Source organism: Rhodanobacter sp. Soil_C_14 (genome assembly GCF_057657335.1).
In genome coordinates this window covers 642,048-656,568 of record NZ_JBDGIQ010000001.1, presented here as the reverse complement: position 1 = coordinate 656,568, position 14,521 = coordinate 642,048, and the positions used below count along the sequence as shown (strand labels likewise).

16 protein-coding genes are annotated in these 14,521 nt (G+C 66.9%); 12 read left to right on the top strand and 4 right to left on the bottom strand.

Annotation, left to right across the window (positions count from 1 at the left end):
• Positions 1-4 precede the first annotated feature (4 nt).
• The 9 genes from secY (at position 5) to AC3A56_RS03015 (ending at position 7,646) form a co-directional block, all read left to right on the top strand.
• A complete protein-coding gene (gene secY, locus AC3A56_RS03055) occupies positions 5-1,327 on the top strand; it encodes a preprotein translocase subunit SecY (RefSeq protein WP_056714878.1) in 1,323 nt (440 codons plus the stop codon).
• 138 nt (positions 1,328-1,465) lie between these two features.
• Positions 1,466-1,822, top strand: a complete 357-nt coding sequence (gene rpsM, locus AC3A56_RS03050) for a 30S ribosomal protein S13 (protein ID WP_007513382.1) — start codon at positions 1,466-1,468, stop codon at positions 1,820-1,822.
• Positions 1,823-1,905: 83 nt separating this feature from the next.
• A complete protein-coding gene (gene rpsK, locus AC3A56_RS03045; RefSeq protein ID WP_007513384.1) occupies positions 1,906-2,292 on the top strand; it encodes a 30S ribosomal protein S11 in 387 nt (128 codons plus the stop codon).
• 10 nt (positions 2,293-2,302) lie between these two features.
• A complete protein-coding gene (gene rpsD / locus AC3A56_RS03040; protein ID WP_007808182.1) occupies positions 2,303-2,929 on the top strand; it encodes a 30S ribosomal protein S4 in 627 nt (208 codons plus the stop codon).
• A 15-nt stretch (positions 2,930-2,944) separates the two neighbouring features.
• The gene (locus AC3A56_RS03035; RefSeq protein ID WP_056714883.1) at positions 2,945-3,943 is read left to right on the top strand and encodes a DNA-directed RNA polymerase subunit alpha; all 999 of its coding nucleotides are present in this window, start codon (positions 2,945-2,947) and stop codon (positions 3,941-3,943) included.
• Positions 3,944-4,258: 315 nt separating this feature from the next.
• The gene (gene rplQ, locus AC3A56_RS03030) at positions 4,259-4,642 is read left to right on the top strand and encodes a 50S ribosomal protein L17 (RefSeq protein ID WP_007808179.1); all 384 of its coding nucleotides are present in this window, start codon (positions 4,259-4,261) and stop codon (positions 4,640-4,642) included.
• A gap of 178 nt (positions 4,643-4,820) precedes the next feature.
• On the top strand, positions 4,821-5,324 hold the full coding sequence (locus AC3A56_RS03025) for a disulfide bond formation protein B (protein ID WP_487769306.1): 504 nt from the start codon (positions 4,821-4,823) through the stop codon (positions 5,322-5,324).
• 29 nt (positions 5,325-5,353) lie between these two features.
• The gene (locus AC3A56_RS03020; protein WP_056764200.1) at positions 5,354-6,736 is read left to right on the top strand and encodes a class II 3-deoxy-7-phosphoheptulonate synthase; all 1,383 of its coding nucleotides are present in this window, start codon (positions 5,354-5,356) and stop codon (positions 6,734-6,736) included.
• A 100-nt stretch (positions 6,737-6,836) separates the two neighbouring features.
• Positions 6,837-7,646 (top strand): hypothetical protein, encoded by an 810-nt coding sequence (locus tag AC3A56_RS03015; protein ID WP_487769305.1) that lies wholly within the window; start codon positions 6,837-6,839, stop codon positions 7,644-7,646.
• Positions 7,647-7,654: 8 nt separating this feature from the next.
• Here AC3A56_RS03015 and AC3A56_RS03010 read toward each other — a convergent pair whose 3' ends face one another.
• Together AC3A56_RS03010 and AC3A56_RS03005 are read right to left on the bottom strand one after the other, a co-directional pair.
• Positions 7,655-7,933 (bottom strand): hypothetical protein, encoded by a 279-nt coding sequence (locus AC3A56_RS03010; RefSeq protein WP_487769304.1) that lies wholly within the window; start codon positions 7,931-7,933, stop codon positions 7,655-7,657.
• Positions 7,934-7,957: 24 nt separating this feature from the next.
• Positions 7,958-9,580 carry an amidase gene (locus AC3A56_RS03005; protein ID WP_487769303.1) on the bottom strand — a complete coding sequence of 541 codons (1,623 nt, stop codon included), beginning with the start codon at positions 9,578-9,580 and terminating at the stop codon, positions 7,958-7,960.
• A gap of 97 nt (positions 9,581-9,677) precedes the next feature.
• On the opposite strand from AC3A56_RS03005, the gene AC3A56_RS03000 reads away from it, so the two are divergent.
• Both AC3A56_RS03000 and AC3A56_RS02995 read left to right on the top strand, forming a co-directional pair.
• Entirely contained in the window at positions 9,678-10,427 is a 750-nt protein-coding gene (locus tag AC3A56_RS03000) for a c-type cytochrome (RefSeq protein ID WP_487769302.1), read from the top strand.
• Positions 10,424-11,713, top strand: a complete 1,290-nt coding sequence (locus tag AC3A56_RS02995; RefSeq protein WP_487769301.1) for a c-type cytochrome — start codon at positions 10,424-10,426, stop codon at positions 11,711-11,713. Before AC3A56_RS03000 ends, AC3A56_RS02995 begins: the two co-directional genes overlap by 4 nt.
• A 9-nt stretch (positions 11,714-11,722) precedes the next feature.
• On the opposite strand, the gene AC3A56_RS02990 is transcribed toward AC3A56_RS02995, so the two are convergent.
• Both AC3A56_RS02990 and AC3A56_RS02985 read right to left on the bottom strand, forming a co-directional pair.
• Positions 11,723-12,241, bottom strand: a complete 519-nt coding sequence (locus tag AC3A56_RS02990; protein WP_487769300.1) for a mismatch-specific DNA-glycosylase — start codon at positions 12,239-12,241, stop codon at positions 11,723-11,725.
• Positions 12,225-12,917, bottom strand: a complete 693-nt coding sequence (locus AC3A56_RS02985; RefSeq protein ID WP_487769299.1) for a Dph6-related ATP pyrophosphatase — start codon at positions 12,915-12,917, stop codon at positions 12,225-12,227. The genes AC3A56_RS02990 and AC3A56_RS02985 overlap by 17 nt, the downstream gene beginning before the upstream one ends.
• Before the next feature lie 131 nt (positions 12,918-13,048).
• Here AC3A56_RS02985 and rng point away from each other — a divergent pair, with 131 nt between their 5' ends.
• On the top strand, positions 13,049-14,521 hold the full coding sequence (gene rng / locus AC3A56_RS02980) for a ribonuclease G (RefSeq protein WP_056714912.1): 1,473 nt from the start codon (positions 13,049-13,051) through the stop codon (positions 14,519-14,521).

Sequence of the window (14,521 nt, the reverse complement as noted above, 5' to 3'; positions counted from 1 at the left end):
GCCGGTGGCAGCAGCCAAGGGCAACGCACTCGGCAAGCTCGGCAAACTCACGGAGCTTCGCCAGCGCATCTTCTTCGTGATTGGTGCGCTGGTGGTGTTCCGGCTCGGTTCGTTCATTCCGGTTCCCGGCGTCAACCCCGAGGCGATGACCAGCCTGGTCAGCGGCAACGGCCTGATGGACATGTTCAACATGTTCTCGGGTGGTGCGCTGGCGCGGTTCTCGGTGTTTGCGCTGGGCGTGATCCCGTACATCTCGGCATCCATCGTGTTCCAGATGATGGGAGCGGTCGTGCCAAGCCTGCAGGCCTTGCGCAAGGAAGGCGAGTCCGGCAAGCGCAAGATGACCATGTACACGCGCTATGCGACGGTGGCGCTGGCGGCTTTCCAGTCGTTCGGCATCGCGGTGGCATTGCAGGGTCAGGTCGCGGCGGGCGGTGCTCCGGTCGTCTATACGCCTGGCTTCGGTTTCGTCCTGTCGTCGGTGGTGGGTCTGACCGCCGGCACGATGTTCCTGATGTGGCTGGGCGAGCAGATGACCGAGCGCGGTGTCGGCAACGGCATTTCGCTGCTGATCTTCGCCGGCATCGTGGCCGGTCTGCCAGGGGCGGTGGTGCATACCCTGGGCATGGCCAGCAACGGCGAGCTGTCGCTGATCAAGCTGTTGATGGTGTTCGGCCTGGCGCTGGCGGTGACTGCCTTCGTGGTGTTCATGGAGCGGGCGCAGCGGCGGATCACGGTGAACTACGCACGGCGGTCCGGTGGGCAGAAGGCCTACATGAACCAGAGCTCGAACCTGCCGCTGAAGATCAACATGTCGGGCGTGATCCCGCCGATCTTCGCCTCGAGCCTGCTGATGTTCCCGGCGACCGCGGTGAGCTGGTTCAGCACCGGTCAGCAGTCGCGCTGGGTGCAGGATCTGGTGCAGGCGCTGAGCCCTGGCAATCCGCTGTACGAAATCGTGTTTTCGGTACTGGTGATTGGTTTTGCGTTCTTCTACACCGCGATCGTTTTCAACGCGGACGAGACCGCCGACAACCTCAAGCGGTCGGGTGCCCTGATTCCGGGTATCCGCCCGGGCAAGGGAACGGCCAACTACATTGATGCGGTGATGACTCGTCTGACCGGTGTCGGTGCGTTGTATCTGGTACTGGTGTGTCTGGTGCCGTCGTTCATGCAGAGCGCCTGGCATGTTCCGTTCTATTTCGGTGGCACGTCGCTGCTGATCGTGGTGGTGGTGGTGATGGACTTTACCTCTCAGGTGCAGGCGCACCTGGTCAGTCACCAGTACGAAAGTCTGCTCAAGAAGGCCAATCTTCGTCGCAACTAGTGGCTGCTGGTGTGGACGCGGTTTTGGTCAAAGGTAGGAAGCTGGCGGCGCCTCGGTGCCGCAGGGCTTTCCAGTCAGGGTAATTCAGGTTAAAATTGCGCGTTTACCGCGCACGAAACGCATCGGAGAAAGTACATCATGGCGCGCATCGCGGGTGTCAATTTGCCGGTCCAGAAGCATGTCTGGGTTGGTCTGCAGAGCATTTACGGTATCGGCCGCAGCCGAGCCAGGAAGGTCTGCGTGGATGCTGGCGTGGTTCCGACCACCCAGATCAAGTCCCTCAGTGAAGGCGAGGTGGAGAAGATCCGCCACGAGATCGCCAAGTACACCGTCGAGGGCGATCTTCGCCGCGAGGTGGGCATGGCCATCAAGCGTCTGATGGACCTGGGTTGCTACCGTGGCCTGCGCCACCGTCGTGGCCTGCCGGTGCGCGGTCAGCGCACGCGTACCAACGCACGTACCCGCAAGGGTCCGCGTCGCGCGATCAAGAAGTAATTGAACAGTGCGATCATTCCTGATCGCGACGATCAAAAAGCGGCCTTGCATGGTCGCACTGATTACTAAGAGCCTCAAAAATTATGGCTAAGCCGGTTAAAACCAAGAAGAAGATCAAGCGCGTTGTCACGGATGCCGTGGCCCACGTGCAGGCCTCCTTCAACAACACCATCGTCACCATCACCGATCGCCAGGGCAATGCCTTGTCGTGGGCTACCGCCGGCGGCGCCGGTTTCCGTGGCTCGCGCAAGTCGACCCCGTTCGCAGCGCAGGTTGCCGCCGAGAAGGCTGGCCGCGCTGCCGGCGACTACGGCGTGAAGACGGTGGAAGTGCGCATCAAGGGCCCCGGCCCGGGCCGCGAGTCGGCGGTGCGTTCGCTGAACGCGTTGGGCTACAAGGTGCTCAACATCATCGACGTCACGCCGATTCCGCACAACGGCTGCCGTCCCCCCAAGAAGCGTCGAGTCTAAGGAGTAACCCATGGCCCGTTATCGTGGAGCTACCTGCAAACTCGCCCGTCGCGAGGGAGCGGATCTCAGTCTGAAGAGCCCGGCGCGCGCGCTGGATTCCAAGTGCAAGCTGGAAAACAAGCCCGGCCAGCATGGCGCGAACAAGCGCATGCGCATGTCCGACTATGCCGTGCAGCTGCGTGAGAAGCAGAAGGTCAAACGCATCTACGGCGTGCTTGAGCGCCAGTTCAGCAACTACTACACCAAGGCGTCGACGACCAAGGGCAACACTGGTGAAAACCTGTTGCGCCTGCTCGAGAGCCGCCTGGACAACGTCGTCTACCGCATGGGCTTCGCGGTCACCCGCGCCCAGGCCCGCCAGCTGGTTGCCCACAAGGCGATCCTGGTCAACGGCAAGAAGGTGAACATTCCTTCCTACCAGGTTCGTCCCGGCGACGCGATCGCGCTGACCGAGAAGGGTCGCACGCAGCTGCGTGTACAGGAAGCCGCGACCGTGTTCGACACCATGGATCTGCGTCCGATCTGGGTCGAAGTCGACGCCAAGAAGTTCGAAGGCACGTTCAAGTCGGTGCCGGATCGCGGTGATCTGCCGTCCGACATCAATGAAGCATTGATCGTCGAGCTTTACTCGAAGTAATTACCGGAGTTCTGCATGGCAGTTTCGTCAACTAGCGTGCTGCGGCCTCGTGGCCTCAGCGTCGAACAGCTCGGAGCCAACCGCGCCAAGGTGGTGGTCGAGCCGCTCGAGCGTGGCTTTGGCCATACCCTGGGCAACGCGCTGCGTCGCGTGCTGCTCTCCTCGATCCCTGGCAGCGCCATCGTCGAGGTTGAAATCGATGGCGTGCTGCACGAATACACCACCCTGGAAGGCCTGCAGGAGGACGTTATCGAAGTCCTGCTCAACCTGAAGGACGTGGCGATTCGCCAGCACACGGGTGATGAAGTCACCCTGACCCTGTCCAAGAAGGGCAAGGGCGTGGTCACGGCCGGCGACATCGTCGTCGACCACTCGGTGGAAATCATCAACCCCGAGCACGTGATCTGCCACCTGACCAAGGACATCGCGCTCAACATGCGCCTGAAGGTGCGTCGCGGCGTCGGCTACCAGCCGGCCAGCACGCGCCAGCATCCGGATGACGAGGCGCGCCCGATCGGTCGCCTGCAGCTGGATGCGTCGTTCGCGCCGGTGCTCCGCGTGGCTTACGAAGTGGACGCCGCTCGTGTCGAGCAGCGCACCAACCTCGACAAGCTGGTGCTGGACATCGAGACCAACGGCACCATCGGTGCGGAAGACGCGGTGCGCAAGGCCGCCGAGATCATCAACGACCAGCTGTCCGTGTTCGGTGACTTCTCGCGTCGCGAGAGCGCCACCGACAAGGCCGAGAAGAGCGGTTTCGATCCGCTGCTGCTGCGTCCGATCGACGATCTGGAGCTGACCGTGCGTTCGGCGAACTGCCTGAAGGCCGAGAGCATCTACTACATCGGCGACCTGGTGCAGAAGACCGAGGTCGAGTTGCTGAAGACGCCGAACCTGGGCAAGAAGTCGCTGACGGAAATCAAGGACGTGCTGGGCGGGCGTGGTCTCGCGCTGGGCATGAAGCTCGAGAACTGGCCGCCGCCGGGTCTGTCGCACGGCATGCAGTTGGGTTGATCGTCGAGTCGCGATCATTCGTGATCGCGAACGATGCCGGTGCACTGGCGAGGTCGAGTTTCGGCTCTCTCGCCAGACACCACCAGCGGCCTTCATGGTCGCGTTGTTTTTTTGGCGATCCCGTTTGATCGCCGGTCGTTGCGCTTGGCGAGCACGGTTCTGCCTGCTCCGCCGGTCGCCAGAGACGGTCGCCCATGACGACCGTGCTTTCGAACAAGAGCCCGGTTCAAAAAGGCTCCTCATAGCGGGTAACCGCGGGAATCCGGACATGCGTGCCGGCTTTTCATAACAACAGACCTTCAAGAGAATCCAGTCATGCGCCATCAAAAATCCGGACGCAAACTCAATCGCACCAGTTCGCATCGCGAAGCGATGTTCAAGAACATGGCGTCGTCGCTGATCAAGCACGAGCTGATCCGCACCACCCTGCCCAAGGCGAAGGAACTTCGTCGCGTGGCCGAGCCGCTGATCACGCTGGGCAAGGTCGATGGCGTCGCCAATCGTCGTCTCGCTTTCTCGCGCCTGCGCGACAAGGAAGCGGTCGGCAAGCTGTTTGTCGAGCTGGGACCGCGCTACAAGGAGCGTCCCGGTGGTTACCTGCGCATCCTCAAGTGCGGCTTCCGCGCCGGCGACAACGCGCCGATGGCGTATGTCGAGCTGGTCGGCCGTCCGCAGGTCGAGGCCGTCGACGCCGAGTAAGTCGCCTCGGCTGAGCAGCCGTGGCATACAAAGTGAAAACCCGGCCGGGCAACCCGCCGGGTTTTTTTGTGCGATACGGCCGGGCGCAGGATCGCGCTTTTCCGCCAAATGCCGGGATGGGCTGACAGCGCCCCGGCGAACCGGTAATGTCACGGGTTCCGCAACGCAACAATCCGTCATGAATCCATTCCGCTGGTCGTATCGCGTCACTTTCTTCGTCGGCTTCCTGGTCTGCGCGGCGCTGCTGGCGTTCGCCCTGTACGCCGAGTACGGGCTGGGCATGACGCCGTGCCCGCTGTGCATCTTCCAGCGCATCGCCTTCCTGGTGATGGCCTTGTTCTTCCTGCTCGGCGCCATCCACGCGCCGAAGGGCAGGGGGCGCTGGGTATATACGGGACTGGTGCTGGCGGGCGCCGTGGGCGGCATCGTCACCGCCGGCCGCCATCTGTGGCTGCAGAGCCTGCCGGCCGACCAAGTGCCTTCCTGCGGCCCCGGCCTGGGTTACATGCTGGACGCGTTCCCGTTCGCGAAGATGCTGAAGCTGGTGTTCACCGGTTCCGGCGAGTGCGCCAAGGTGGAGCCGATCCTGGGCTTGCCGATGCCGGCCTGGACCCTGGTGTGGTTCGCGTTGCTGGCCGTGCTGGCGGTCGTCGCCACCCGTCGGGTGACGTCGTCCAGGTGAATGCTCTTGTCGCCGCCGAAGGCCATGCCATGAATCCCGTCGTGTCTGATGTCCACATCCCGGATCACTGGGCTCCCGATTCCTGGCAGCGGCGCGTGGCCCTGCAGCAACCGCAGTACGACGACGCGGCCGAGCTGGCCGCTGCCGGCGCCCACCTCGCGCAGTTGCCGCCGCTGGTCACCTCATGGGAGGTGCTGGCGCTGAAGCAGTCGCTGGCCGAGGCGCAGGAAGGCCAGCGCTTCCTGCTGCAGGGCGGTGATTGCGCGGAGAGCTTCGCCGACTGCACCAGTCCGGTGATCTCGAACCGGCTGAAGGTGCTGCTGCAGATGAGCCTGGTGCTGGTGCACGGCTTGAAGAAGCCGGTGTTGCGCGTGGGTCGCTTTGCCGGCCAGTACGCCAAGCCGCGTTCGACCGATATGGAAACCCGCGACGGCGTGAGCCTGCCGAGTTTCCGCGGCGACGTGGTCAACGGTCCGGAATTCACCGTCGCGGCGCGTCGGCCTGATCCGCAGCGACTGATCACGGCGCATGCGCATTCGGCGCTGACCATGAACTTCGTGCGCGCCCTGATCGACGGCGGCTTCGCCGATCTGCATCACCCGGAATACTGGGATCTGGCCTGGGTCGAGCATTCGCCGCTGGCAGCCGAGTATCGGCAGATGGTCGCCGGCATCGGCGATTCGCTGCGCTTCATGGAGACCCTGGCCGGTCCGATCGCTGGCTTCTCCAAGGTGGATTTCTTCACCTCGCACGAGGCGCTGCTGCTGCATTACGAGCAGGCGCTGACCCGCCAGGTGCCGCGCCATCCCGGGTTCTTCAACCTGTCCACCCACTACCCGTGGATCGGCATGCGCACCGCCGCGCTGGATGGCGCCCACGTCGAGTATTTCCGCGGCATCCGCAATCCGGTCGCGGTCAAGGTCGGCCCCTCGGTGACCCCGGAGCAGTTGCTGCCGCTGATCGACGCGCTGAACCCGCACGACGAGCCGGGCCGGCTGACCCTGATCCATCGCATGGGCAACGCGAAGATCGCCGCCGCGCTGCCGCCGCTGCTGGAGGCGGTGAAGCGCGAAGGGCGTCGCGTGCTGTGGGTGGCCGATCCGATGCACGGCAACACCGAGAGCACCTCGAACGGCCACAAGACCCGGCGCTTCGACAACATCCGCGGCGAGCTGGAGCAGGCCTTCGACCTCCACGCGGCGGCCGGCACCCGGCTGGGCGGCGTGCACCTGGAGCTGACCGGCGAAGACGTCACCGAATGCATGGGCGGCGCCCGCGACCTGTCCGAGAGCGACCTCGATCGCGCCTACAAGTCGATGGTCGATCCGCGTCTGAACTACGAGCAGTCGCTGGAACTGGCGATGCTGATCGTGCGCAAGTCGGCCGGCTCCTCGGCGCACGCCGGCGCTTGAGCGCCTGACAGTTGTCATGGCGCGGAGCTGGCAGTCCGCACTGATCTGCGCCTGCCGAACGCGCGAATAATGCCTCCAACGAACAGCGGAGGCGCGAGCGATGAGCGAATCCACGGGCACCGCACCGCGGGTCGATCCCTGGACGCTGGCCGGCCTGGCGCTGTTGCTGTTGCCGCTGCTGACCATGGCGCACGAGCTGGGCGGCCACGCGCTCACCTGCGTCGCCAGCGGGCAGCTGCCCAGCCAGCTCGGGGCGTACTACATCGAATGTCCCGGCACCGGTCCGTGGGCCCATCGCCTGGTGGCGATGGCGGGCACCGGCATGGACGTGGTGCTGGCCGTGTTGGCGCTGCTCGGCTGGCATCGCGCGCAGCGACCGCTGCCGCGGCTGGTGCTGTGGATCGTGTTCACGGTGAAGGGCATGGTGGCCGCCGGTTACTGGATGTTTTCCGGCGTTTCCAACCTGGGTGACTGGGGCCCCGCTGCCGGCGGCGGCATCGGTCCGCTGCCGTGGCCCTGGCTGTGGCGCGCAGTGATGTTCGCGATCGGTCTGGCCGTCTATATCGGCGTCGTGAGGCAGTCGATCCGGATGCTGCGGACGATGCTCGGTGGCGGCGAGGTCGCCGGCCGCACCCAGTGGCACATCGCCATGGCGATCTACCTGATCGGCGGCGTGTCGGCGGTGCTGGTCAGCCTGTTCAACCCGCTGGGCATCGTGATCACCCTGATGTCGGCGGTCGCCGCGTCGTTCGGTGGCACCGCAGGCCTGTTCAACGTCGCCTACGCGAAGCCCTGCAACGAGCCGCCGCGGGGATTCGTGATCGACCGGAGCTACGCCATCTTCGTGGCGGGCGTGCTGATGACGCTGGCGTTCGCGGCGGTGCTGGGGCCGACGGTCTACCTGCGCTGAGGGGGAGATCAGCCTACCGTTTCCAGCGCCTGCTCCCGCTCGCCGACGTGGCCCTCGTTCGGCGGCGGGAAGTGGTACCACTGCGTGTGTGGCGAGGCCCGCCGGCACGACAGGCACTGGGTCATTTCCCAGTAGTGGCCGCAGCCGGGGCAGCAGCCCGCCGTCCAGAACGTGTTCCACAAGGTGCCGCAGCCCGAGCCGGGTTCGCGCGAGGTGCAGCACCATCGGCTGTCCGCCCGCGGCTCCCAGGCGCAATGCGGACAGTGGATGTGCGGTTGGCGTTCCATCGGTCGCGACTCCGCGCCGGCGCCTCAGCGGCCCGGCTGCACCGGCTTGCCGTCCACGGTGTCGAGGAACCGCGGCGGTTGCCAGGCTTGCGCATGCTGCTCGAAGCCATAGGCGATCGCGATCAGCGTCGGCTCGCTCCATTTCGCACCGAACAGCACGATGCCGACGGGCAGGCCGTGGGCGAAGCCTGCCGGCACGGTGATCGACGGATAGCCCGAGACGGCCGCCGGCTGCGAGGCACCGCCCACGGTCGGGTCGCCGCTGACGATGTGGTCGCCCAGCACCGGATCGGTCATGAAGGCCGGCCCCCAGGACGGCGCCAGCAACGCGTCCAGATGTTGCGCTTGCAGCGCCGCGTCGATGCCTTGCGGGCCGGACAGCCGTTTCGCCCTGGCCAGCGCATCCACGTATGCCTTGTCGCTGAGCGGGCCCTTCTTTTCCGCCTGCTCGAACAGTTCCTGGCCGAACCACGGCATTTCCTCATTGGCGTGCGTGCGGTTGAACGCAATCAGGTCGGCCAGCGTCTTCACGCCGAGGCCTTGCCGGGTGGCGAGGTAGGCATTGATGTCGTGCTTGAAGTCGTACAGCAGCACGGTGATTTCCGGGTCGCCGAGCTCGGCCAGGTGCGGCAGCTTCACCGGGTCGACGATGATCGCGCCCTGCGCCTTCATCAACGCGATCGACTCTTCGAGCACGCGATCGGCATTCGGCTCGGCCCCGGCCAGCTGGCGCACCACGCCGATGCGCTTGCCCTTCAGTCCGTTCGGATCGAGGAACTTCGTGTAGTCGGTGGCGTGTCTGTCCGCGTCGCGGGTGGCCGGATCGCGCGGGTCGCTGCCGGCGATCACCGAGAGCAGGGCCGCGGCGTCGGCCACGCTGCGCGCCATCGGGCCGGCGGTGTCCTGGCTGTGGCTGATCGGCACGATGCCGCTGCGGCTGACCAGGCCCAGGGTCGGCTTGATGCCCACGATGCCGTTCATCGCCGCGGGGCAGATGATCGAACCGTCGGTCTCGCTGCCGATCGCCACCGTGGTCAGTCCCGCCGCCACCGCCGCCGCGGAGCCAGCACTGGAACCGCAGGGATTGCGGTCGAGCACGTAGGGATTCTTGGTCTGCCCGCCGCGGGCGCTCCAGCCGCTGCTGGCGTGGTTGGAGCGGAAGTTCGCCCACTCGCTGAGGTTGGTCTTGCCCAGGATCAGCGCGCCGCCCTTGCGCAGCCGCTCGACCAAGCCGGCGTCGCGCGGCGCGGGCGCGCCGGCCAGCGCCAGCGAGCCGGCTGTGGTCAGCATGCGGTCGCCGGTGTCGATGTTGTCCTTGAGCAGTACCGGGATGCCGTACAGCGGGCCGCGCTTGTCATGAGCACCGCGGGCCGCGTCCAGCGTGCCGGCCAGTTGCAGCGCATCGGGATTGGTCTCGATCACTGCGTGCAGGCTCGGGCCGGCGTGGTCGATCCGTTCGATCCGCTGCAGCAGTTCGCCGGTCAGCTGGCGGCTGTCCAGCGTGCCGGCGTCCATGCGCTGCTGCAACTGGTCGATCGAGGCGTAGGCGGTGTTGGCGGGCGGCGCCGCCGGAACTTCCGCGGCCAGCGCCGGGCCGGCGAGCAGGGCGGTGACGAGCGCGGCGAGATGGACGGCTGAACGATTCACGGTAACCCCCGGTCTGGTGGAAGCGGCTGCTGTCGCAAGGCTGCAGCTTAGCGCCGCTGCGGCTTGGACGTCGCGGCGGCGCGCGTACAATGGGCGGATGACCAAGACCCGTCGCCCGCTCCGTCCCCGCTGGTATGCCGTTGCCTCCCTGTTTGCATTCGCGCTGATCGGCGCCAGCGCCAGTCGCGCCGCCGACGCGCCGGTGATTCCCGACACCTTGCAGCAGCGCATCGCCGCCTGCACCAGTTGCCACGGCGTGCACGGCGAAGGCACCCCCGGCAGCGGCTACTTCCCGCGACTGGCGGGCAAGCCGGCCGCGTACCTGGCGCGGCAGCTGCAGGACTTCCAGAACGGTCTGCGCAAGTACGCGCCGATGGAATACACGGTGCGCCAGTTGCCGCCGGCGTACATCCGCGAGATCGCCGAATACTTCGCGGCGCAGCAGGTGCCGTACAGCCGCTCGCCGCTGCCGCCGGTGTCGGCGGCGGCGCTGCAGCGTGGCGAGGAACTGATCGGCAAGGGCGACCCGGCCCGCAGGATTCCCGCCTGCAGCAGTTGCCACGGCAGCCAGCTGACCGGCGTGGAGCCGTCCACGCCCGGACTGGTCGGCTTGCCGTATGACTACCTCAGCGCGCAACTGGGCTCGTGGCGCACGCATACCCGCTCCACCGTGGCGCCGGACTGCATGGCCACGGTGGCGAGCCGGCTCAGCGCCGCGGACATCACCGCGGTGGCCGCCGCGCTGGCCAGTCGCGAGCTGCCGGCCGACACCCATGCGCAGCCGGCCGGTTCGGTGACCCCGCCGCTGGCGTGCGGGGTGCTCGGCGCTACCGGGGACGACTCATGAAAGCGCTGCGTTGGCTGCTGCTGGCGGTCGTGCTGCTGATCGTGGCGCTGCTGGCCTGGTGGTGGTTCGGTGGCGGCCATGCGCCCACGCCGCGCTCGGCCAGCAAGGTTTCCGCGGCCACGCTGGCGGACCCGCAGTTGCTCGCGCAAGGCCGGTACCTGGCCATCGTCGGTGATTGCGCCGGCTGCCACACCGCCCAGGGCGGGGCGCCGCTGGCCGGCGGTCGGGTGATCGTCACGCCCTTTGGCGACATCCCGGCGCCGAACATCACGCCCGATCGCGAGACCGGCCTGGGCGAGTGGAGCTTCGAGGACTTCTGGCAGGCGCTGCACGCCGGCAAGGGTCGTCATGGCGAGCTGCTGTATCCGGCCTTCCCCTACACCTCGTATACCCGTGTGAGTCGCGACGACGCGCTGGCGATGTTTGCCTGGTTGCAGTCGCTACCGCCGGTGCACCAGGCCGACGGCAAGCCGTCGCTGGCCTTCCCGTACAGCGTGCGCAACAGCCTGAAGGCCTGGCGAGCGCTGTACTTCCGCGAAGGCGGCTTCACGCCCGACCCGGCGCGATCGGCCGAGTGGAATCGTGGCGCCTACCTGGTGCAGGGACTGGGCCATTGCAACGAATGCCATGCGGCCCGCGACTCGCTGGGCGGCACGCCGGCGGACGTGCACCTCACCGGCGGCCAGATCCCGGTGCAGAACTGGTACGCGCCGGATCTGAGCACCCGCCGCCACGGTGGCCTGGAAGGCTGGAGCGCACAGGACATCGTCGACCTGCTGAAGACCGGGCAGTCGGCGAAAGGCGCAGCCTTCGGGCCGATGGCCGCGGTGGTTTCCGGCAGCACCCAGCACATGAGCGATGCCGACCTGCACGCGATCGCCAGCTACCTGCAATCGCTGCCACCCCGCGCCGCGGCCGCGGAACAACCCGTGCTGTTCGATGCCAAGGCGCTGACCGAGCAGGGCGAGAAGGTCTACACGCAGCATTGCGCGGAATGCCACGGCAAGCGCGGCGAAGGTGTGGCCGGCATCTATCCGCCGCTGGACGGCAACTCCTCGGTGACCGAGCCCAGCGGCATCAACGCCACGCGGATGGTCCTGCTCGGCGGCTTTGCCCCGGCCACCACGGCGAATCCGCGGCCGTACTCGATGCCGCCGTTCGCGCAGCAATTGAGTGACCAGGAAGTGGCCGCCGTGGTGACCTACCTGCGCCGCAGCTGGAGCAACCAGGCCTCGATCGTGCGCGCCGAGCAGGTGCGTGCTTCGCGGCACACGCCCGTCGATTGACCGGCCGGCTCAACCGCCGGCGCGAGCCGCGCGGTAGTGCGCGGCCAAGGCCCGCCACGGCACGATGTCCCAGTGCCCGCGCGCCTGGCCGGACGGGGAAGGCAGCACGAACAGCCGGGTCTGGTCCAGGGTTTCCTCCTGCAGGCCGTAGCTGACCGCGTGGCCGAGCGCGGCGCGTGCCGCGTTCTTGCTGGTGAAGGCGAGCAGGCGCGGGGCATGGCGTTCGATCCTGGCGCGCAGCGCCGGCACGTCGAAGGCATCGCGTGGCAGGTCGGCGTCGTTGCCGCTGTGGCGCTTGGCCAGGTCGGTGAGGCCGATGCCGTAGCCCGTCAGCAGCGGGAATTCGGCCGGTGCCAGCAGGCGGGGCGTCAGCCCGGCCTCGAACAGGGCGCGCCAGAACAGGTTGCCGGGGTGGGCGTAGTAGGCCCGTTCGGCGGCCGAGCGCCGGCCCGCCGCGGTGCCGCAGAACACCAGCGCCAGGCCCGCTTGCAGCAGATCGGGCAGGATGGGATCAGTCCGTCGCGGCATGGTCGTCGAGCAGGAAGTCGGTGAACTGGAAGCGTTCGTCGCGCAGCACCGACTCGCCGCGGCGCAGCTTCAGCGGCTGGCGGAACAGCGGGCCGGCGTAACTGAGCGTGTGGAATTCGCCGCGCTCGCCGCAGGGATCGACCCCGGCCGGCAGCGCGTCGAGCAGAGCCGCGTCGTAGTCGCGGCCGCAGAAGGCGGCGTCCAGCTGCCGGGTGTCCACGCAGCACAGCACGGCGCGATGGCCCTCGCTGACGAAGCGCCGTGACAGGGCAGCGGTGTCCTCGCCCCACAGCGGGAACACGGCGCGCCAGTTCTCGCGGCCCAGCTGGCGCACGCGGTAGTCGCGCACGTCCTCCAGGAACAGGTCGCCGAAGGCGCAGTGGCGGATGCCCGGCCAGCGCATGCGCGCCTCGACCAGCGCCTGCGCATGGGCCTGCTCGTAGGCCTCGTTGCTGCCGGGCCAGTCCAGCATCACCTCGAGCACCGGCAGCCCCAGCGCATCGGCCTGTGCCAGCAGCACCTCGCGCGGGGTGCCGTGCATGGCCACCCGCTGGTAGTTGCGGTTGAGCGTGGTCAGCAGCCCGACCAGCTGCCATTGCGGGTCCGCCCGCAACCGCCGCAGCGCCAGCAGGCAGTCCTTGCCGCCGCTCCAGGCCAGCAGAATGGGTGTCGTCATGCGTTCAGCTCCGGGGAACGGGCGGGTGTCCATTTTGCGTCATCCGCGCCGGCAGGGCGGATTCCATGGCGTGGTTCATCGACAGCCCGCGGCCGCACCGCTATAAAGATGCTCTGTCCGGGGAGTATGCAGTGAGCGAAGAAATCCTGATCAACGTGACCCCGCGCGAGACGCGGGTCGGGGTGGTCGAGAACGGCATGTTGCAGGAAGTGCACGTCGAACGGGCATCGAAGCGGGGCTATGTCGGCAACATCTACAAGGGCCGCGTGCAGCGGGTGATGCCGGGCATGCAGGCGGTGTTCGTTGAGATCGGACTGGAGCGCGCGGCGTTCCTGCACGCCTCGGACATCGTGCGGCCCGCCGCGGCCGACGGCAGCGAAGGCAATGGCCACGGCCATGTTCCCTCGATCAGCGAACTGGTGCACGAAGGCCAGGAGATCGTGGTGCAGGTGGTCAAGGACCCGATCAGCAGCAAGGGCGCCCGGCTGTCGACCCACCTGTCGATCCCCTCGCGCTACCTGGTGCTGCTGCCGTATGCGCGCACCCTGGGCATCTCCGCCCGGATCGAGGACGAGGCCGAACGCCAGCGCCTGCGCGACGTGCTCAACCCGCTGATCGGCGAAAATCCGCTGGGCTACATCGTGCGCACCAATGCCGAAGGGCAGAGCGCCGAATCGCTGGCCTTCGACGTGACCTACCTGGGCAAGGTCTGGCGCGTGGTGCAGGAGAACATCGCCAAGGCGAAGTTGTGCGAACGCGTCTACGAGGAACTGTCGCTGCCGCTGCGCAGCCTGCGCGACATGCTCAACGACGACATCGAGAAGGTGCGGGTGGATTCGCGCCTCACCTTCGACAACGTGGTGAAGTTCGTGCACAAGTTCATGCCCAGCCTGGACGACCGCATCGAGCACTACGACGGCGAGCGGCCGATCTTCGACCTGTACGGCGTCGAGGACGAGATGCAGCGCGCGCTGAAGAAGGAAGTGCCGCTGAAATCCGGTGGCCACCTGATCGTCGACCAGACCGAGGCGATGACCACGATCGACGTCAACACCGGCGCCTATCTCGGCTCCCGCAATCTCGAGGAAACCGTCTACCGCACCAACCTGGAAGCGGCGCAGGCCGCCTCGCGGCAACTGCGCCTGCGCAACCTGGGCGGCATCATCATCATCGACTTCATCGACATGGTCGACGAGGAGCACAAGCGCCAGGTGCTGCGCATGCTGGGCAAGGGGCTGGCGCGCGACCACGCCAAGACCACGGTGTATCCGATGTCGGCGCTGGGCCTGGTCGAGATGACCCGCAAGCGCACCACCGAAAGCCTGGCGCGCCAGCTGTGCGAACCCTGCCCGGCCTGCAACGGCCGCGGCCTGCTGAAAACCGCCGAGACGGTGACCTACGAGATTTTCCGCGAGATCACCCGCGCGGTGCGCCAGTTCAACGCGCAGCAACTGCTGGTGATGGCCAGCCCCGCGGTGGTCAACCGGATCCTCGAGGAGGAGTCCAGCGCGGTGGCCGAACTGGAAGAGTTCATCTCCAAAAGCATACGCTTCCAGGCCGAAGAGCATTACTCGCAGGAACAGTTTGATGTCGTCTTGCTGTAA